This is a genomic window from Ralstonia sp. Ralssp110 (genome assembly GCF_047325135.1).
Lineage (GTDB): Bacteria > Pseudomonadota > Gammaproteobacteria > Burkholderiales > Burkholderiaceae > Ralstonia > Ralstonia mojiangensis.
Genome location: NZ_CP168610.1, coordinates 2,559,483 through 2,577,067, shown reverse-complemented (window position 1 = coordinate 2,577,067; position 17,585 = coordinate 2,559,483). Strand labels below are relative to the sequence as shown.

Sequence of the window (17,585 nt, the reverse complement as noted above, 5' to 3'; positions counted from 1 at the left end):
GCACGTTCGGCACGAAAAGTGCGAACTCATGGCGAGCCGCGCAGACTAACGGCTCTTCATGTGGTTTGCATTCCGTTACCGTTCACGACACGTTCATGTCCCAACCGAATCGTCCCAAGCCGAGCCTGCTGCAAACGCCGCGCCGCGTGGTGCTGACCGCCGTGGCGCTGGCCGCAGTGACCGCCGCTACCATCATCGGTGCCGGCTGCATGACGCCGGCGCCTTCATCCACGCCCCCGGCGGCGGCCCCCGCTGCCGCGTCAGCGCCGGCCGCTGAAGCCAAACAGACACCCGCTAACGCAGCGCCCAATCCGGGCCAGGCGACGCTCGCCCAAGCGCAGGGCGAAGGCCGCTCGCGCTTCGTGCTGGTGCGTTGGCAAGAGTCGGGCGCCGCGCCCAAGGAATTGCCTTCCACCGAGGGCGAAGACGCTGATCCGGCTACGCAGCCGATTTCCATCGAATTCAGTGGTGGTCTGGAGGCGGCCAACGGCGTGGTGTCGGGCTATTCGGGCTGCAATCGCTTCTCGGGGCCGTATGAGAAGCTGGCCTCAGGCATGCGGTTCGGCAATCTCGTGTCGACGCGCATGGCGTGCGACCCGGCGCGTATGGAACTGGAGACTGCGTTCCTGGAGGCGCTCAAATCGCCCCTGGCGACCGTCGGTATGCAGCCCTCGGCCAACGGCAAGCAGGGCCGCCAAGTCGTCTGGAAAACAACCAGCGGCGCACTGTTGCAGTTTGCCGAGCGCCCGCTGCCGCCGCGCGGCCAGACACACTGATCAGCGTTTGGTCGATTTGCCGGCAGGTTTCGTCGAGGCGGTTTTGGCATTTGCCGGCGGCAACGCGGTGATATCGCTCGAACCGTTGGCTGTGAGCAGCGTGTTCACCTGGATCACGTCGGTCTCGCTCAACGAACCGGCGGCGGACTTCAGTCGCAGCCCGTTGACGATGGTGTCGTAACGCGCGCGGGCCAGATCGCGGCGTGCCTGAAAAAGCTGCGCCTGCGAATTCAGCACGTCGGTGCCGATGCGCACGCCCACCCCGTAGGCGAGCTGGTTGGAGTCGTACGCCGTGCGCGCCGACAGCTCGGCCGCTTCCAGCGCTTTTACCTGCGCCAGTCCTGCGATTACGCCGATGTACGCTTGCCGTGCGCCTTGCTCGGCAGAGCGGCGGGCGAACTCGAGGTCGTTCGCGGCCTTGGTTTCCAGCGCGATGTTTTCGCGCACGCGCGACTGGATCGCACCGCCCGCAAAGATCGGGATCGACACCTGCACGCCAATCTGTGAACTGTCGAAGCGAGCGCCGCCCGGTAGCGACGGCAGGTATTGGTTGCCGCTGGCATTGGTGTGGCCGGTCTGCGCCACCAGATCGACCGAAGGCAGATGACCTGCGGTCGCCTTCTTCACATCGCGCTCTGCGCTTTGCAGGTTGTACTGCGCCAGCGCCACTTGCAGGTTGCTGCTGCGCGCTTGGTCCACCCAAGGCTCTGCCGAAGCCGGCTCAGGTTGGGGAATCGTGACGCCCGGACGCACGCCGGCCAGCGTGCCAACGGGCTCTCCAATGATCTGCTTGAGCGCCGATTGCTTGATCTCAAAGTCGCTGCGTGCGGCAATAACGCTGGCGTCGATCGCGTCGCGGCGTGCCTGCGCGTCGTTGGCGTCGGTGATGTTGGCGTTGCCGACGTCGAAGTTGCGGCGCGCCTGTTCGTACTGCTGCTGGATCGCATCGCGCTGCGCGGTGGCAAGCTGCAACGTGTCCTGCGCGTTGAGCACGTCAAAGTAGGCCTGCGCCGTACGCGTGATGAGATCGAGCTGCGCTTGCGCGAGCGACGCCTCGGAGGCCTGCGCGGCAATTTCGCCTTGCTTGTAGGTTTCCCAGCGGTCCCAGCGGAAAAGCGGCTGCGATAGCGACAGCGTCCAGCCTGTCGACGAGAACGTCTTGTTGAATTCGGCCGGAGCGGTTTGATCAAAGATGACGCGCGTGGAACTCCAGGCGCCGCCGATCTGCGGTAGCAAACCGGCGCGGCCTTGCGTGAGCTTCTCGCGTTGCGCGAGCGACTGCGCACGGACTGATGCGAATTGCGGATCGTTGGCCAGCGCGGCGCGGTAGGCAGAGAGGAGGTCGGTCGCAGCCGGTGTGTTCGGTTGGGACTGCGCCCACGCGAACATCGGCATCATCGAACAGCACAGCACAACAAGCGAACCGCGCGCGGCCATCCGCGTGCGGCTACTGCGAGCAACAGTCATAAAGCCCCCGAGCGAGGAGGAAACGTTCGCGTTCGGAAGGCAGCGCGGGCGCGTCAGACCCTGTTCAGTGCCTGTGGAGGGTGAACAGGGCTTTGCCCGGCGGCCGCTTCCCCAATCAGTACGTTGCCATCTGCGGATCCACCTGGTGAGCCCAGGCATGGACGCCGCCTTGCAAGTTGTAGACACGCGCGGCATCGAAGCCGCCCTGCGTGATCAGATACTGCGCAACTTGCGCGCTGCGTCCGCCGTGGTGGCAGATGCAGACGATGTCTTGGTCAGCATTCAGCTCGCTGGCACGCGCCGGGATCTGATCCATCGGAATGTGCGTAATGCCAGGAATGGCGCAAATCTCCAACTCCTCCATCCAGCGCACGTCGAGCAGGACGGGCTTCGCGCGCGATGCGTCGGCGAGCCATTGGGCGAGGGCGGTGGGAGCGAGCTGTTGCATGATGATTGGGGAGCCGGGAGTGGTCAGAAGCGGAAGAGCGACGGTGCGGGAACGCCCACCAACGGCGCCACGTACGTCTCGAACAGGTTGCGCGTTTGATATTCGGTGTTCGAGATGCGCGTGATGAGTTGTGCTTCCATGACCGGCGCGCCACCCACGAAGATCGACAGGCGACCACCCACCTTGAGCTGCTTGAGCAGTGCTTCCGGCACGGCGGGCACCGAGCCCGATACGCAGATGACGTCATACAGGCCATCGCCCCAGCCCTGCGCGCCGCTGGCTTCGACCACGTCGACGTTGGTTACGCCGTTGCGCGAAAGATTGTCGCGAGCGAAGGCGATGAGCTCCGGCACGATGTCGAGCGTGGTGACCTGACGGCCGCGATGGGCCAGCAGGGCAGCCATATAGCCGGAACCTGCACCCACTTCCAGCACGTCTTCATGCTTGCGCACAGCCAGTTCTTGGAGGACGCGGGCTTCCACGCGCGGCGCCAGCATGTTCTGGCCGCCGGCCAGGGGGATTTCCATGTCGACAAAGGCCAACGCGCGGTAGGCCTCGGGCACGTAATGTTCGCGTTTGACGACGCTGAGCAGGTCAAGAACGTCGGTATCGAGCACGTCCCAGGGACGGATTTGCTGCTCGATCATGTTGAACCGGGATTTTTCGATGTCCATGGGCATGCCTTCCACGCGGAGCGAGTGATGCAAATGAGGGTTTGACGACAAACCCGGCATTTTAGCAAGTCCGGAGGACAATCCGGCAGACATTGTCATGACGCGGCGCCTTCATCGGGGTTGCCAGGACCTTCTGGCAACGTGCGCCACGGTTGCGCGGTGAGGGCGGGCGGCGGCGGAATCACTGGGCCTGTCACTGGATTGCGAAGCACGCCGTGCAGCAGCAGCGACACGACATGGGCGATGAACGCCTTAGGTTCCAACTCCCGGTGCGAGCACGGGCCGAACGAATGCTTCCACATCATGAGGAAGATCATCGGCGCGACCATGGTCAGCGTGGTGAGGTCGATGTTGACGTCGCGGAATTCGCCGCGGGCCATGCCACGTTCGAGGATGCGCGCGAACAAGCGGTCGCAGCGCTCGATGACTTCTTCGTGGTAGTACTGCGCCAAGTCGGGAAAGTTGCCCGATTCGGCCATCAGCAGCTTGGTGAGGCCCGAAGCCGGCGATTCGCCGATCAACTCCCACCAGCCCATCAGGATTTCGTGCAGCAGCGCTTCGCTGGTGCCATCAAAACTGTCAATCAGGGCTTCGCCCTCAGCCAGTGCGGGCACCAGGTTTTCTTGCACAACAGCCTTGAACAGCTCTTCCTTGTTGGCGAAATACAGGTAGACCGTGCCCTTGGATACCCCGGCGGCCGACGCCACATCTTCCAGTCGCGTGGCCGCATAGCCGCGCGCCACGAACAGGTTCAGCGCGGCGGCGACCAGTTCCTGGGGGCGGGCCTCTTTGCGGCGGGTCCAGCGTTTGGAGGAAGACTCGGAATCTTGATCAGTCACGGCGGTAGGGCGTTAGTCAGTGCACACGATCACTGACTCACGGATAACTTACTTTTCGGTCATTAATGTACGCATGCCGCAAGGGTGGGTCAAGCGGCATCGGCATTGTCAATCAGACTGGGCCTCGATTGTGCTGGTGCACAATAGCGGTTTCCGCCTCGATTTCGTTGACTAGGACAGCATGGACTGTCGACCCCACTGCGGCGCGTGCTGCATCGCGCCTTCCATTTCCAGCCCCATTCCCGGCATGCCAAACGGCAAACCGGCGGGTGTGCGCTGTGCGCAACTCGACGAGGCGAACCGTTGTCGTATCTTTGGCCAGCCGGAACGTCCGGCGGTCTGCAGCAGCCTGCAGCCCGAGCCCGACATGTGCGGTGGCTCGACCACGCACGCCATGCAGTTTCTGACCCGACTTGAAATCGCTACCGCAGCGCACTGATTTGTCATGACCGATTCCACGAAACCTGCTGCCCGCTCCAACCGCGTCCGCTGGTGGGCGGGTGCGGCCGCTGTTGCAGTGGCCGTTGCCGTCACGCTCGTGGCTTGTATGCCGACCGGCTGGACCGGTGACGGCTACACCTTTTCCCGCGGCCAGATGCAGGACGCGCTTGCGCGCAAGTTTCCGTTCCAGCGGCGCTTTCTCGGCTTCTTTGACGTGACGCTGTCGAACCCGCAGGTGTCGCTCGACCCCGCGCGCAACCGCATCGCCATCCAGGCAGATGCCGTGGTGCAGAGCGGTCTGTTCCGCCAGCCGCTGACGGGGCCGCTGGCCGTATCCAGCGGTTTGCATTACGACTCGCCGACGCATTCGATTCGCCTGGATCAGCCCACTGTCGATCGCTTCGATTTGCAGAACGTGCCCGGCGGCATCGGCCCGCAGATCAGTTCGATCGGTTCGTTGATTGCCGGCCAGTTGCTCAACGACTACGCCGTCTACACGTTCAAGCCCGAACAGTTGAAAGTGGCTGGCATGGCCGTGGAGCCCGGTACAATCACGGTTTTGCCCGAAGGCGTGCACGTTCAGGCCAAGCGGCTCTGAATTCTGCTGCGCGCCCAGCGCTTCATTTTCTTTTTCCCTCTTTGCTTACTGCATGGATATCGCACTCGCCATCAAAGCGCTGATTCTCGGCATCGTCGAAGGTCTGACCGAGTTCCTTCCCATTTCCAGCACCGGCCACCTGATCCTTGCTGGCCAACTGCTCGACTTCAATGACGAAAAGGGCAAGATCTTCGAGATCGTGATCCAGTTCGGCGCCATCCTGGCGGTGTGCTGGGAGTTCCGTCACAAGATCATCGACGTGATCAAGGGTCTGCCGAATGACCCGCGCCAGCAGCGTTTCGCGATCAACGTGATCGTGGCGACGATTCCTGCGATCACGCTTGCGCTGATCTTCGGCAAGGCGATCAAGGCGCATCTGTTCAACCCGATCGTGGTGGCGTCGGCGTTCATCCTCGGGGGCTTCGTGATCCTGTGGGCCGAATGGCGTGAGCGTCATCGCGGCGAGACGCACGACCCGCGCGCCAACGCGCTGCTTGAAGCCGCCAAGGCTGGCGCACCGCGCATTGAAACACTGGATGACCTGCGCATCTCCGATGCCATCAAGGTGGGCTTCGCGCAGTGCTTTGCGCTGATTCCGGGCACGTCGCGTTCGGGCTCGACCATCATCGGCGGCCTGCTGTTCGGCCTGTCGCGCAAGGTGGCGACGGAGTTCTCGTTCTTCCTGGCGATCCCCGTGATTTTTGGCGCGACGGTGTACGAGTTGTACAAGTCGCGCGCGCTGCTGTCGGCCGATGATCTGTCGATCTTCGCGGTGGGTTTTGTGGCTGCGTTCATCTCGGCGTTCTTCTGCGTGCGCTGGCTGCTGAAGTTCATTGCCACGCATGATTTCCGCGGCTTTGCGTGGTACCGGATCATCTTCGGCATCATCGTCCTGGTGACGGCCTATACGCACCTCATCGCCTGGCAGGCCTAAGCCACCGGCGAGCATTTCCCTTCCTCGGTGCGAGGCTTTCGCACCGTCTGCACGATCGGGCGGATTCGGACACACTGGCGGTTTCTTCCGTCAGCCGCTGACTGCCGAATCTCCCGATCATGAGTGCTCTCTTCCAGCCTTTCTCCCTGCGCGGTCTCACGCTTGAGAACCGCATCGTCATCTCGCCGATGTGCCAGTACTCGGCCGACAACGGCCAAGCCACGGCGTGGCATCACACACATCTGGGCAGCCTGTCGCTTTCGGGTGCCGGGTTGCTGATGATCGAGGCGACCGCGGTGTCGCCGGAAGGTCGCATCACCAACGGCTGCCTCGGTTTGTGGGACGACGCGACCGAAGCTGCGCTTGAGCGCACGCTGGCTGCCATTCGCGAGAACGCACTGGTGCCGATCGGCATGCAAATCGCGCACGCGGGCCGCAAGGCTTCGAGCGCTCGGCCTTGGGAAGGCGGCGCGTTGCTGGCGCCCGATGCCGGCGGCTGGGAAACGATGGGTCCGTCCGCGTTGCCGCAGCGCCCCGAAGAGCGCGCCCCGCGCGAAATGACGGATGCAGACTTGGCCCGCGTGCGCGATCAGTTCGTCGAGACTGCACGCCGCGCTGTGCGGCTTGGCCTATCGGCCATCGAGTTGCACGCCGCACACGGCTATCTGCTGCATGAATTCCTGTCGCCGATTGCCAATCAGCGCACCGATGCCTATGGCGGTTCGCGTGAGAACCGCATGCGTTATCCGCTGGAGATTTTTGATGCGGTGCGCGCCGTGGTGCCGGACAACATTCCGGTTGGTGTGCGCGTGTCTGCCACCGATTGGGTGGAGGGCGGTTGGACGCCGGAGGATTCGGTGGTATTTGCGCAGGCGCTGCGTGCGCGCGGCTGCGATTGGATCGATGCGTCGTCAGGCGGGGTGTCGCCGTTGCAGCAGATTCCGCTGGCGACCGGCTATCAGGTGCCGTTCGCCGAGAAGATCCGAAACGAGGCCGACATCCCAACCATCGCCGTCGGGCTCATCAACGAGGCGCATGAGGCCGAAGCCATCATTGCGCAAGGGCGGGCGGATTTGGTCGCTGTCGGCCGGGCGTTCCTCTACAACCCGCACTGGGCCTGGGCGGCCGCCGCTGAGCTGGGCGCGACGGTCAAGGCGCCGCCGCAATATTGGCGCGCTTTCCCGCGCCACGCCAAAAACCTCTTCGGTGATACGCATTTCGGCGCACGCTGACTCGCGCCAGCGTGCGCGGACGTAGTTAGGCCCGCTTGCGGAAGACCACGTCCCACACGCCGTGCCCGAGGCGCAGGCCGCGTTTCTCGAACTTGGTGACGGGGCGATAGTCCGGGCGCGGCGCGAAGCCGTCGGCGGTGTTTTCCAGCGTCGGTTCGGCGGACAGCACTTCCAGCATCTGATGGGCGTACTCCTCCCAGTCTGTCGCGCAATGCAGATAGCCGCCCGGCTTGAGGTGCGCGGCCAGACGTGCGACGAACGGGCTCTGGATCAGGCGCCGCTTGTTGTGGCGCTTCTTGTGCCAGGGGTCCGGGAAGAACACATGGATGCCATCGAGCGTGCCTTCCGGAATCATGTGGGCCAGCACTTCCACGGCATCGTGCGAAACGATGCGGATGTTGCCGATCTCGCGTTCGCCGATCAGCTTGAGCAGCGCACCGACGCCCGGCTCATGCACTTCCACGCCGAGGAAATCGTCGTCCGGACGCAATTGCGCGATGTGGGCCGTGGTCTCGCCCATGCCGAAGCCAATCTCGAAGATGCGCTTGGCACCGGAGCGGCCGAAGGCGGCGTCCCAATCCAAGGGCTCGGCAGCGTAAGGCAGCAGGAAGCGCGGCCCGAGTTCATCGATGGCGCGCTGCTGACCGGTAGACGTGCGGCCGGCGCGGCGCACGAAGGAGCGGATGCGGCGTGGGTGGCCGGTTTGCTCGCCCGTTTCGGCGCCTTCGGCTGTATTGGTGTCTTGCGATTCCGGCGTGATGTCGTCGGGGCCGGTGCCCGGTTGTTCGATGGGCTGCATGGAGATCCCGTGCCGGTTGCCCGTTGATGGAATGGCGGGCGCGCAGGCAACAAAAAAGCCGCCGAGGGCGGCTTCAGACTGTTCGGTGGAGCGGGCGATGGGAATCGAACCCACGGCTCTAGCTTGGGAAGCTAGGGTATTACCATTATACGACGCCCGCGTAGCCCGTCATTTTATGCGGGGTTGCAGAGATTCGGCAAGCGGCCGGACGTAGATGTTAGCGAGAAAAGCGGGCTAGCGTGCGCTTTCCGGCCTGTGTTTGCGCACCGTACTCCTCTTGTTCTCATCCCACGCCGGGAACACCGTCGAGCGCTTGACCACGCCATACGCAAAGCTCGTGTCGATGGCGGCGATGCCCGGGATGGCATGCAATTGGCCGCGCACGAACTGCTCATAGTCCTGCAGGCTTTCCACCAGCACGCGCAGCAGGTAATCCGCCTCGCCAGTCAGCACGTAGCAATCGAGGATCGCGTCGATGGCGCGGATGCGGTTCTCGAACGTCGAGACCACCTCCCGCGAGTGCTGCTGCAGACGAATATGCACGAACGCCGTGACCGGCAGCCCGTACGCCTCTTCATCAACGATAGCCGTGTAGCCGCGGATGATGCCCGCGTCTTCCAGCAACCGCAGCCGGCGCAGGCAGGGTGAGGGCGACAGGTTGACCCGCTCCGATAGCTCCTGGTTGGTCAAGCGCCCCTCTTTTTGAAGTGCGGCAATGATCTGCCTGTCTTTCTTATCCATGTGATTTTTCCAGAGTGGCAGGTTCTGCCAAAGCGACACGCAGCATTAGTGGAAATCGCAAGATACTACTTTTCATGCTGGGGCATTCTGTCTCCATTCTGAAATCGAGGGTGGGCGGTATGCGTGGTTCGACATTGACGGTGGGCGTGGGCGCGCAGGCTGGGCGAAATGCCTTCCAGGCCAACCCGCTAATCGGGTATGCGGCGATGGTGCTGACGGTGCTGATCTGGGCCGGGTTCGCGCTGTCGATCCGGGCCATTGGCGCTTCGCCGCTGGCGCCTGCAGACGTGGCGCTCATCCGATTCGGCCTGCCGACCTTGTTGCTGTTGCCGTTCCTGCCCGCCCGCTGGCCGATGCTGCGGCGGGTGAAGCCGCTCAGCGCGCTGATGGTCCTGATGGGCGGCGGCGTGCCGTTCTTCTTCATGGCTTCGGCCGGCGGCAAGGTGACATCGGCCGCGCACGTGGCTGCGTTGATCGCGGGCACGACGCCGTTGTCGGTGGCGCTGATCGCGTATGTGGTCGACCGCCAGCGCATCGCTGCGGCACGCGGGCGGGCGATCACGATCATCCTCGCAGGCGTGCTGCTCCTGTTGGTCTCGCAATCGCACGTGTCGCATGGCGCGTTTGTCGCCGGTGCCGGATTGCTGTTGCTGGCGAGTCTGCTCTGGGGCAGCTACACGCTGGGGCTGCGTCGGGCGGGGCTCGATGCCATCGGTTGCGCATTGCTGCTGAGCGTGCCGTCCTTCTTGCTGACGGCGCTGCTGGTGAGCCTGGGCGTGGTCGACAGTCATGTCGGGCACTTCACCGTGGCCAACGCTATGCCTTTCCTGCTGGCCCAGGGCTTGGGGGTTGGCGTGATTTCCAGTCTGTCCTATGCGCTGGCGATTCGTCATCTGGATACGCCGCGCTGTTCCGCCATCGGCTCGCTGGCGCCCGCGCTGGCCTGCCTCGGCGCGGTGCCTTTGCTTGGTGAATCGCTGACGCTGACTGTTGCCTGCGGCATTGCCGTGATCACCGCTGGCGTGATCCTCGCAAACCGCGCATAGACCATCGCATCGCTCTTCCGGAGACCACACCATGCTCGCAAGTCTCGCCACCGTTGCCCCGGACCCGCTATGGGGGCTAACCGCTGCTTTTCGCGCGGACCCTCGGCCCGACAAGGTTGATCTTGTGGTGGGCGTCTACCGCGATGACACCGGGCAGACGCCGGTCATGGCCGCAGTGAAGGCCGCCGAAGAGCGCCTGGCCGCCACCGGTGCCTCCAAGGCTTACCGTGGGTTGGCTGGCAATACCGACTTCAATGCCGGATTGGCGACGCTGCTGCTCGGCAACGACGTAGGTCGCCTGGCACGCCAGCACACGATGCAGACCGTGGGTGGGACCGGCGCGCTCCGGTTGCTCGCTGACTTCATCGCCGTGGCTTCGCCCGGTGCTCGTGTTTGGGTGTCTGACCCCAGCTACGTCAACCACGTGCCCATCATGCGAGCGGCCGGGTTTGCAGTGAACCGCTACCGCTGGCGTGCCGAAGGCGGGCTGCTCGACGCGGATGCCATGTTCGCGGACCTGTGGGCTGCGCGTGCTGGCGATATCGTTCTGCTGCACGGTTGCTGCCACAACCCGACCGGCATCGACATGGGCGTCGGGGTCTGGCAAACCGTGGCGGAGCGCTGCGCGAAGCAGGGCCTGATCCCCCTGGTCGACATGGCGTATCTGGGTCTCGCCGATGGTCTGGAGCAGGATACCGCGGGCCTGCGGTTGGTCGTCGATGCGCTTGATACGGTGCTGGTGGCGGCAAGCTGCTCGAAGAGCATGGGCCTGTACTGCGAACGCACCGGCGCGGCGATGGTGATTGGCAAGAACAGGGCGGCTCTGCAGCCGGTTGGCGGCGTGCTGGAGCGCATCACACGCAGCAACTATTCGATGCCGCCGGACCACGGCGCGGCCATCGTGGCGGCCATCCTTGACGATGTCGCATTGACGGCGTCCTGGCGTAACGAGTTGGAGCACATGCGTCAGCGCATCGTGGGCAACCGGCGCCGCCTTGATGACGCATTGGCCAGTCTGGGCGCTCCCGTTTCGCTACAGAATCTGTCGCGGCACAAAGGCATGTTTTCCATGCTGCCGCTGGATGCTGATGCCATGGAGCGTTTGCGCGCAGATCACGCCATCTATGGCACTCAGGGCGGCCGGATCAATATTGCGGGACTCGCACCGGAGCAGATCGACCGGGTGGCCGGCGCGCTCGTCACCGTGGCTTCGGACATGGCTTGTGCGTTGGCGTGAACGACCTGGATGACTTCGCTTTGAACCCAGGCAGCGCGCTCTGCACTGTCTGGAAGCTGGTCGCGCTCACATCGGTGCCGTTGCCTAGCGCCGCAGCGCCATCGCCCGCATGGCCGCATCCACGAACTTCGCAGCGGCGTGTTCGCCTGCCGTTGGGGCCGCAGCCTTCGTGCACGCCGCAACCACTTCGCACAGCGATTGCGGGTCTTCCTTGCAGGCGCGCAGCAGCGGCATGGCGGCACCCGTAGCCGAACCGAAGTGCTGCACAGCCAAACGCATCAACTCGACCTTGACCACGTTGGGCAACACGTCGGCCAACTCCGGCGGAACGGCAGGCTGTGGCACAGAAAAAGTCTGGACCGGAGCCGCAGGCGGCGCGCTTGGGTCATTGGCCGCAGGCTCGTCGATGGGGGCAGCTACCGCTTGCAGACCGAGCGTCATGCCCGTCAACGGCGGCAGTTCGTCGTAGATGAGCGACAGGGCAGCAGGGACGCTGTCGCCGTCATCGTCGAGCAAGGGACGGTTGAAGTGGGCGATGGGGTCGAACGGTTGTGCGGCCGTTGTGTTCTCAAGCGAGAACCCCGGCAGAACGTCGACCATGCCAGCCTGTTGCAGCCCCACCAGCAGTTCATCTAGGTCCGGCCAGTCGCTCAGCAGTTGATGCAGTTGGCCGACCGTGCGGGCACCGTCGATGAGGATCAGCAGATGGCGCTGGCGCATCTGCATGTCGTGGCGGCGCTCGGCCAAGGCTTCACGGCCGTCCTCGGTTTTGACGAGGACGTTCGTCGTTGCAAGCATAGTGATTCCCCGTTAAACAGCTCGCCCGGCATCTTGATGTACCGGTGCAAGCTGTACGTTAGTCATCACATCCGGGCCGTGCCATCGTTCAATTGGCGGAGATTGTGAACCGAGGGACCAACGATTGGTCTAGCTCCGCCACGATTCCAGTGCTGGTGCGGGCTCACCGGCGGTGCCGCTGTTCTGAGCCAACGACTGGGCGTAGCTCGCATACCACGCCAGAACGTCTGGATTGGCCATCGCATCAGGGTTGGCAACGCGCTCGGGCGGCGCGCCCAGCAGCAGCTTCTTCATCGGCACTTCCATTTTCTTGCCCGAGAGCGTGCGGGGCACGCCGGGCGCCTGTACGACCACGTTGGGCACATGCCGGGCCGATAGCCCTGCCTTGATGCGCGCGTTGATCGTGCTGCGCAGCGTGTCGTCGAGCGTCGCGCCTTCGCGCAGCACGACGAACAGCGGCATGAACGATTCCCGGCCGAGAAATTCCAGGTCGACGACAAGGCTGTCGAGCACTTCGGGCAGGTCTTCCACCACGCGGTACAGCTCGGCTGTGCCCATGCGGATGCCGTGGCGATTGATGGTGGCGTCGGACCGGCCGTAGATGATGGCGCCGCCGCGCGGGGTGATCTTGATCCAGTCGCCGTGGCGCCACTGGCCGGGGTACATATCGAAGTAGCTGTCGCGGTAGCGGCTGCCATCGGTGTCGCCCCAGAAGAAGAGCGGCATCGACGGGATGGGTGCCGTGCACACCAGTTCGCCCACCGCGTCGATCAGCGGTTGGCCAGCTTCGTCCAGAGCTTCCACACGCGAGCCGAGGTTGCGGCATTGCATCTCGCCCGCATAGACGGGCAGCGTGGCGACGCCTCCCACAAAGCATCCGGCGAAGTCGGTGCCCCCGGAAATCGGATTGAGCCAGACGTCGGCCTTCACGTGGTGGTAGATCCAGTCGTACGCCTCGGCAGAGAGCGGCGAACCGGTCGAGCCGACCGCACGCAGTTTCGACAGGTCGAAATTGCGACCGGGTTCGATGCCGGCCTTCAGGCAATTGGCGAAGAACGCCGCCCCGGCGCCAAAGAAGGTCACGCCTGCATCCTGCGCGAAACGCCACAGCGTATTGAGATCGGGCGTGCCGGGATTGCCGTCGTAGATGGCGAGCGTCACGCCGCCGAGCAGGCCGCTCGCCTGCGAATTCCACATGACCCAGCCGGTGCTGCTGTACCAGTGGTAGACGTCGTCGGGGCCGAGGTCGAGATGCAGCGCGCCCATCATCGTCTGCACGAGCAGCAAGCCGCCGTGGCCGTGCACGATCGGCTTGGGCATGCCGGTGGTGCCGGACGAATACAGAATCCACAGCGGGTGGTCTGCGGCGACCGGTGTGATGACGAGCGGCACGTCGCTGGCCGTCAAGTCGCGCCAGTCGTGGGCGTCCGGGAAGCGCGCGCGGTTGATATCGCCAAGCAACTGCGGCACGACGACGAGGTGTTCGACCGTCGGCAGCGCGGCGAGCATCTCTGCGACCACGTCGGTGCGGTCAAATGCGCGGCCGCCGTAGTGATAGCCGTCCACCGCGATCAGCACTTTGGGCTCGATCTGCCGGAAGCGGTCGGTCACGGCCACTTGCCCCATGTCGGGCGCGCAGACGGACCAGATCGCCCCGACGCTGGCCGTGGCGAGAAACGCCACAATCGCGTCCGGCGTATTCGACAGATACGCGGCCACGCGGTCGCCCGGCACCACGCCCATCTTGCGCAGCGCATCCGCCAGCGAGGCAACGCGTTGGCGCAGTGCGCGCCATGACAGGTCGGCCAGCGGTTTGGTCTCGCTGGCGTAGCGGATGGCGGTGCGGTCGGGGCTGCCGCCTTCCTCCACATGACGCATGACCTGATCGACGTAGTTCAGTTTGGCGCCTACCAGCCACTGCGCGCCCGGCATGGTGCGGTCGCCCAGCATCTGCGTGAACGGTGTCGAGGCGCGCAGGTCGAGGTAATCCCAGACCGACGTCCAAAACGCTTCAAGTTCAGTGGTAGACCATTCCCAGAGTTGCGCGTAGCCCTCGGGCGTGGTTGCCGAGAAGCGCAGCCCGCGTTCGCGCGCAAGCCAGTCGAGGTAATGCGTCAGGCGCGCGCGTGCGATGAAGTCCGCCGATGGCGTCCAGAGCAGGGCGCCTTCCTGGATGGTGCTCATGTGTCTCCTCCGCCGGTCAGGCAAGGGGGAAGGCCGCCCGCTCTATCGATGTGGCAGGTCGGCCAAGGGGGGGATGGCGTTTCAGATGCCGCCCATGCACAGATACTTGAGTTCGAGATACTCGTCGATCCCGTAGACCGAACCTTCGCGGCCCAGGCCCGATTGCTTGATGCCGCCAAACGGCGCGACCTCGTTCGAGATCAGCCCCGTGTTGATGCCGACCATGCCGTATTCGAGTTGCTCGGCCACGCGCCAGATGCGGCCGATGTCGCGGCTGAAGAAGTACGACGCCAGGCCAAATTCGGTGTCGTTGGCCAGGCGCACGACTTCCGCTTCGTCCTGGAACTTGAAGATGGCGGAGACCGGGCCGAAAGTTTCTTCGCGCGCGATCAGCATGTCGGGCGTGGCGTCGGCCAGCACCGTGGGCTCGACAAAACGCTGCGAGCCGAAGCCCTGCATCAGCTTGCCGCCGGCGGTCAGGCGCGCGCCTTTCTGCGTCGCGTCGTCAATGTGGCGCTGCACTTTCTCCACGGCCTGATCGTCGATCAGCGGGCCTTGCACCACGCCCGACTCGAAGCCGTTGCCGACCTTGATGCCGCGCACCTTGGCCGAGAGCTTCTCGACAAACACGTCGTACACCGAGGCATGCACGTAGAAACGGTTCGTACACACGCACGTCTGGCCGGCATTGCGGTACTTCGACTGCACCGCGCCCTCAACGGCGGCATCGATATCGGCGTCGTCGAACACGATGAACGGCGCATGGCCGCCAAGTTCCAACGCTACCTTCTTCACCGTCGGCGAGCACTGCTGCATCAGGATGCGGCCCACCGGCGTCGAGCCCGTGAACGACAGATGCCGCACGATCGGCGATTCGCACAGGGCTTTACCGATGGCGATCGAGCGGTCCGCATCGCCCGTCACCACGTTGACGACGCCCTTGGGAATGCCCGCGCGGTGCGCCAGTTCGGCCATCGCCAGCGCAGACAGCGGCGTTTGCTCGGCCGGCTTGATGACGATGGTGCAACCTGCCGCCATGGCCGGCGCAACCTTGCGGGTGATCATCGCCAGCGGGAAGTTCCACGGCGTGATGGACGCGCACACGCCCACCGGCTGCTTCAACACGACCATGCGCTTGTCGCGCCAGGTGCTGGCCATCACGTCGCCCGAGATGCGCTTAGCTTCTTCGGCAAACCACTCGATGAACGATGCGCCATAGACGATCTCGCCCTTGGCTTCGGCCAGCGGCTTGCCTTGCTCTGCCGTCATCAGTGCGGCGAGGTCGTCGGCGTTGGCAATCAGCAGGTCGAACCAGCGGCGCATCAGCGCTGCGCGCTCCTTCCCAGTCAGCTCGCGCCATGCGGCCCAAGCCGCGTTGGCCGCGTCAATGGCGCGCAGCGTTTCTGCGTGCCCGAGGTTGGCGACGTCGGTCAGATGTGCGTTGGTCGCAGGGTCGTAGACGGGAAAGGTCGCGCCGTCAGCGGCGCCAACCCAGGCGCCATCGACATAGGACTGTGTCTTGATGAGGGTGCGGTCTTTGATGCGCTCCAGCGCGTTGGCGGCGGTGCGGGATGAGTCGAGTGCTTCGGCCATGGCGTTCTCCATAAGGAAGGCGGACCCAGTAGACAAAAGGGCCCGCCTTTTAGATGCAGCAGTCGCTTAACTCGCTAAGAATAACCGAACGATCGTTCGCTCGCAGACTGAGCCGCCGGGCCTTGTGGTTATTGGAAGAGCGTGTCCCACATGGTGTCGACCTTGGCCTTGACGGCGGCATCCATGACGATGGGCTGGCCCCATTCGCGGGTGGTTTCGCCAGGCCATTTGTTGGTGGCATCGATGCCCATCTTGGAGCCCAGGCCTGACACCGGGGAGGCGAAATCGAGGTAGTCGATCGGCGTGTTCTCAACCATGACCGTGTCGCGCGCCGGATCCACGCGAGTGGTGATCGCCCAGATCACTTCCTTCCAGTCGCGCAGGTTCACGTCGTCGTCCACCACCACGATGAACTTCGTATACATGAACTGCCGCAGGAAGCTCCACACGCCAAACATTACGCGCTTGGCGTGGCCGGCATATTGCTTCTTCATGCTGACTAGAGCCATGCGGTAGCTGCAGCCCTCGGGCGGCAGATAGAAATCGGCAATCTCCGGAAACTGCTTCTGCAGCAGCGGCACGAACACTTCATTGAGCGCCACGCCGAGCACGGCCGGCTCATCGGGCGGCTTGCCTGTATACGTAGAGTGATAGATGGGGTCGCGGCGCATCGTGATGCGCTCGACCGTGAACACGGGGAACCAGTCCTGCTCGTTGTAATAGCCGGTGTGATCGCCGAAGGGGCCTTCGAGCGCGTGCTGGTAGCCGCTCGGGTGCGTTGGATCCGGCTGGATGTGGCCTTCGAGGATGATTTCGGCGCCGGCCGGCACTTGCAGTTGTGCCTGCGCCAGCGAAGGCGTCAGGCATGTCGCAAGCTCAGTCCGGCTGCCGCGCAGCAGCCCGGCAAACTGATACTCAGAGAGCGTATCCGGCACCGGCGTCACCGCGCCAAGAATGGTGGCCGGGTCGGCGCCCAGCGCGACCGCAATCGGAAACGGCTGACCCGGATTGGCGATGGCGTGCTCACGGAAATCCAGCGCGCCACCCCGGTGCGCCAGCCAACGCATGATGACCTGGTTGCGACTGATGACCTGCTGCCGGTAAATGCCAAGGTTTTGCCGCTTCTTGTGCGGCCCGCGCGTGATGACCAGCCCCCATGTGACGAGCGGCGCTGCATCGCCAGGCCAGCACGTTTGTACGGGAATGCGCGAGAGGTCAACGTCATTCCCTTCCCATACGATCTCCTGGCACGCCGGCGACGACACCTTGCGCGGTGCCATATCCCACACGGCCTTGGCCATCGTCCACAGCTTGCCGGCTTCACGCAGGCCGCGCGGCGGTTCGGGCTCTTTCAACGCCGAGAGCAGGCGACCGACGTCCCGCAGTTCTTCGAGCGACTCCGCGCCCATGCCCAGCGCCACGCGACGCGTGGTGCCAAACAGGTTAGCCAGCACCGGCATGTCGTACTTCTGCGCGCCGTCCACCGGTTGCTCAAAGACGACCGCCGGGCCTTCGGCGCGCAGCAGGCGGTCACAGACTTCGGTCATTTCCAGGCGCGGCGACACCGGCTGGCGCACGCGGCGCAGTTCACCCGTGCGCTCGAGCTGGGCGAGAAAGTCACGTAAGTCTCTGTATTGCATGGAGATTTTGTAACCAAAGGTAAGGTGGATCGCCTATCACGTGGAGGGGCTGGCCCTCCGAACGGTCGTCCGGGAGACATTTTTTTGGTGTAGGCAGGGTGGCCGCGATTGTACGGCCAAAACCCCATGGCTCCCTGA

The 17,585-nt window shown here is 64.2% G+C and carries 17 protein-coding genes and 1 tRNA gene; 7 read left to right on the top strand and 11 right to left on the bottom strand.

What is annotated here, in order from left to right; all coding sequences use genetic code 11:
- Positions 1–95 precede the first annotated feature (95 nt).
- A complete protein-coding gene (locus ACEN9T_RS21010) occupies positions 96–776 on the top strand; it encodes an META domain-containing protein (protein ID WP_413706950.1) in 681 nt (226 codons plus the stop codon).
- Here ACEN9T_RS21010 and ACEN9T_RS21005 read toward each other — a convergent pair whose 3' ends face one another.
- The 4 genes from ACEN9T_RS21005 to ACEN9T_RS20990 form a co-directional block, all read right to left on the bottom strand.
- On the bottom strand, positions 777–2,213 hold the full coding sequence (locus ACEN9T_RS21005; RefSeq protein ID WP_413708493.1) for a TolC family outer membrane protein: 1,437 nt from the start codon (positions 2,211–2,213) through the stop codon (positions 777–779).
- A gap of 145 nt (positions 2,214–2,358) precedes the next feature.
- On the bottom strand, positions 2,359–2,691 hold the full coding sequence (locus ACEN9T_RS21000; protein ID WP_092971798.1) for a rhodanese-like domain-containing protein: 333 nt from the start codon (positions 2,689–2,691) through the stop codon (positions 2,359–2,361).
- A 23-nt stretch (positions 2,692–2,714) separates the two neighbouring features.
- Positions 2,715–3,365 (bottom strand): protein-L-isoaspartate O-methyltransferase family protein, encoded by a 651-nt coding sequence (locus ACEN9T_RS20995; protein WP_175537113.1) that lies wholly within the window; start codon positions 3,363–3,365, stop codon positions 2,715–2,717.
- Between the two features lie 95 nt (positions 3,366–3,460).
- Positions 3,461–4,204, bottom strand: coding sequence for a TetR/AcrR family transcriptional regulator (locus ACEN9T_RS20990; protein ID WP_092971796.1), 744 nt, complete (start codon positions 4,202–4,204; stop codon positions 3,461–3,463).
- Positions 4,205–4,385: 181 nt separating this feature from the next.
- Here ACEN9T_RS20990 and ACEN9T_RS20985 point away from each other — a divergent pair, with 181 nt between their 5' ends.
- From ACEN9T_RS20985 to ACEN9T_RS20970, 4 genes are all read left to right on the top strand, one after another.
- The gene (locus ACEN9T_RS20985; protein ID WP_092971795.1) at positions 4,386–4,643 is read left to right on the top strand and encodes a YkgJ family cysteine cluster protein; all 258 of its coding nucleotides are present in this window, start codon (positions 4,386–4,388) and stop codon (positions 4,641–4,643) included.
- Positions 4,644–4,649: 6 nt separating this feature from the next.
- Positions 4,650–5,243 carry a DUF1439 domain-containing protein gene (locus ACEN9T_RS20980; protein ID WP_413706949.1) on the top strand — a complete coding sequence of 198 codons (594 nt, stop codon included), beginning with the start codon at positions 4,650–4,652 and terminating at the stop codon, positions 5,241–5,243.
- A gap of 52 nt (positions 5,244–5,295) precedes the next feature.
- Positions 5,296–6,177 (top strand): undecaprenyl-diphosphate phosphatase, encoded by an 882-nt coding sequence (locus ACEN9T_RS20975; RefSeq protein WP_027677989.1) that lies wholly within the window; start codon positions 5,296–5,298, stop codon positions 6,175–6,177.
- 119 nt (positions 6,178–6,296) lie between these two features.
- Positions 6,297–7,409 carry an NADH:flavin oxidoreductase/NADH oxidase gene (locus tag ACEN9T_RS20970; protein WP_413706948.1) on the top strand — a complete coding sequence of 371 codons (1,113 nt, stop codon included), beginning with the start codon at positions 6,297–6,299 and terminating at the stop codon, positions 7,407–7,409.
- Between the two features lie 25 nt (positions 7,410–7,434).
- Here the strand turns inward: ACEN9T_RS20970 and trmB are convergent, their stop codons facing one another.
- From trmB to ACEN9T_RS20955, 3 genes are all read right to left on the bottom strand, one after another.
- Positions 7,435–8,208, bottom strand: coding sequence for a tRNA (guanosine(46)-N7)-methyltransferase TrmB (trmB, locus tag ACEN9T_RS20965; protein ID WP_316901885.1), 774 nt, complete (start codon positions 8,206–8,208; stop codon positions 7,435–7,437).
- A gap of 86 nt (positions 8,209–8,294) precedes the next feature.
- A tRNA-Gly gene (locus ACEN9T_RS20960) sits at positions 8,295–8,368 on the bottom strand.
- Positions 8,369–8,442: 74 nt separating this feature from the next.
- Positions 8,443–8,949, bottom strand: coding sequence for an Lrp/AsnC family transcriptional regulator (locus tag ACEN9T_RS20955; protein WP_092971791.1), 507 nt, complete (start codon positions 8,947–8,949; stop codon positions 8,443–8,445).
- A 119-nt stretch (positions 8,950–9,068) separates the two neighbouring features.
- Between ACEN9T_RS20955 and ACEN9T_RS20950 the strand changes: the two genes are divergently transcribed.
- Together ACEN9T_RS20950 and ACEN9T_RS20945 are read left to right on the top strand one after the other, a co-directional pair.
- Positions 9,069–9,995, top strand: coding sequence for a DMT family transporter (locus ACEN9T_RS20950; protein ID WP_413706947.1), 927 nt, complete (start codon positions 9,069–9,071; stop codon positions 9,993–9,995).
- 31 nt (positions 9,996–10,026) lie between these two features.
- Positions 10,027–11,232 (top strand): aromatic amino acid transaminase, encoded by a 1,206-nt coding sequence (locus ACEN9T_RS20945; RefSeq protein WP_413706946.1) that lies wholly within the window; start codon positions 10,027–10,029, stop codon positions 11,230–11,232.
- Between the two features lie 84 nt (positions 11,233–11,316).
- Here ACEN9T_RS20945 and ACEN9T_RS20940 read toward each other — a convergent pair whose 3' ends face one another.
- From ACEN9T_RS20940 to ubiD, 4 genes are all read right to left on the bottom strand, one after another.
- On the bottom strand, positions 11,317–12,030 hold the full coding sequence (locus ACEN9T_RS20940) for a hypothetical protein (RefSeq protein ID WP_413706945.1): 714 nt from the start codon (positions 12,028–12,030) through the stop codon (positions 11,317–11,319).
- A 129-nt stretch (positions 12,031–12,159) separates the two neighbouring features.
- A complete protein-coding gene (locus ACEN9T_RS20935; RefSeq protein WP_092971787.1) occupies positions 12,160–14,214 on the bottom strand; it encodes an acetoacetate--CoA ligase in 2,055 nt (684 codons plus the stop codon).
- Positions 14,215–14,295: 81 nt separating this feature from the next.
- Positions 14,296–15,807 carry an NAD-dependent succinate-semialdehyde dehydrogenase gene (locus tag ACEN9T_RS20930; protein ID WP_413706944.1) on the bottom strand — a complete coding sequence of 504 codons (1,512 nt, stop codon included), beginning with the start codon at positions 15,805–15,807 and terminating at the stop codon, positions 14,296–14,298.
- 128 nt (positions 15,808–15,935) lie between these two features.
- Positions 15,936–17,447 (bottom strand): 4-hydroxy-3-polyprenylbenzoate decarboxylase, encoded by a 1,512-nt coding sequence (ubiD, locus tag ACEN9T_RS20925; protein WP_413706943.1) that lies wholly within the window; start codon positions 17,445–17,447, stop codon positions 15,936–15,938.
- Between the last annotated feature and the right edge of the window lie 138 nt (positions 17,448–17,585).

Coding starts and splice junctions, on each gene's coding strand:
- ACEN9T_RS20955 (WP_092971791.1), bottom strand. CDS start 8,949: ATGGATAAGAAAGACAGGCAGATCATTGCCGCACTTCAAAAAGAGGGG.
- ACEN9T_RS20935 (WP_092971787.1), bottom strand. CDS start 14,214: ATGAGCACCATCCAGGAAGGCGCCCTGCTCTGGACGCCATCGGCGGAC.
- ACEN9T_RS21005 (WP_413708493.1), bottom strand. CDS start 2,213: ATGGCCGCGCGCGGTTCGCTTGTTGTGCTGTGCTGTTCGATGATGCCG.
- ACEN9T_RS20930 (WP_413706944.1), bottom strand. CDS start 15,807: ATGGCCGAAGCACTCGACTCATCCCGCACCGCCGCCAACGCGCTGGAG.
- ACEN9T_RS20980 (WP_413706949.1), top strand. CDS start 4,650: ATGACCGATTCCACGAAACCTGCTGCCCGCTCCAACCGCGTCCGCTGG.
- ACEN9T_RS20940 (WP_413706945.1), bottom strand. CDS start 12,030: ATGCTTGCAACGACGAACGTCCTCGTCAAAACCGAGGACGGCCGTGAA.
- ACEN9T_RS20995 (WP_175537113.1), bottom strand. CDS start 3,365: ATGGACATCGAAAAATCCCGGTTCAACATGATCGAGCAGCAAATCCGT.
- ubiD (WP_413706943.1), bottom strand. CDS start 17,447: ATGCAATACAGAGACTTACGTGACTTTCTCGCCCAGCTCGAGCGCACG.
- ACEN9T_RS20950 (WP_413706947.1), top strand. CDS start 9,069: ATGCGTGGTTCGACATTGACGGTGGGCGTGGGCGCGCAGGCTGGGCGA.
- ACEN9T_RS20985 (WP_092971795.1), top strand. CDS start 4,386: ATGGACTGTCGACCCCACTGCGGCGCGTGCTGCATCGCGCCTTCCATT.
- ACEN9T_RS21010 (WP_413706950.1), top strand. CDS start 96: ATGTCCCAACCGAATCGTCCCAAGCCGAGCCTGCTGCAAACGCCGCGC.
- ACEN9T_RS20975 (WP_027677989.1), top strand. CDS start 5,296: ATGGATATCGCACTCGCCATCAAAGCGCTGATTCTCGGCATCGTCGAA.
- ACEN9T_RS20970 (WP_413706948.1), top strand. CDS start 6,297: ATGAGTGCTCTCTTCCAGCCTTTCTCCCTGCGCGGTCTCACGCTTGAG.
- ACEN9T_RS20945 (WP_413706946.1), top strand. CDS start 10,027: ATGCTCGCAAGTCTCGCCACCGTTGCCCCGGACCCGCTATGGGGGCTA.
- ACEN9T_RS21000 (WP_092971798.1), bottom strand. CDS start 2,691: ATGCAACAGCTCGCTCCCACCGCCCTCGCCCAATGGCTCGCCGACGCA.
- trmB (WP_316901885.1), bottom strand. CDS start 8,208: ATGCAGCCCATCGAACAACCGGGCACCGGCCCCGACGACATCACGCCG.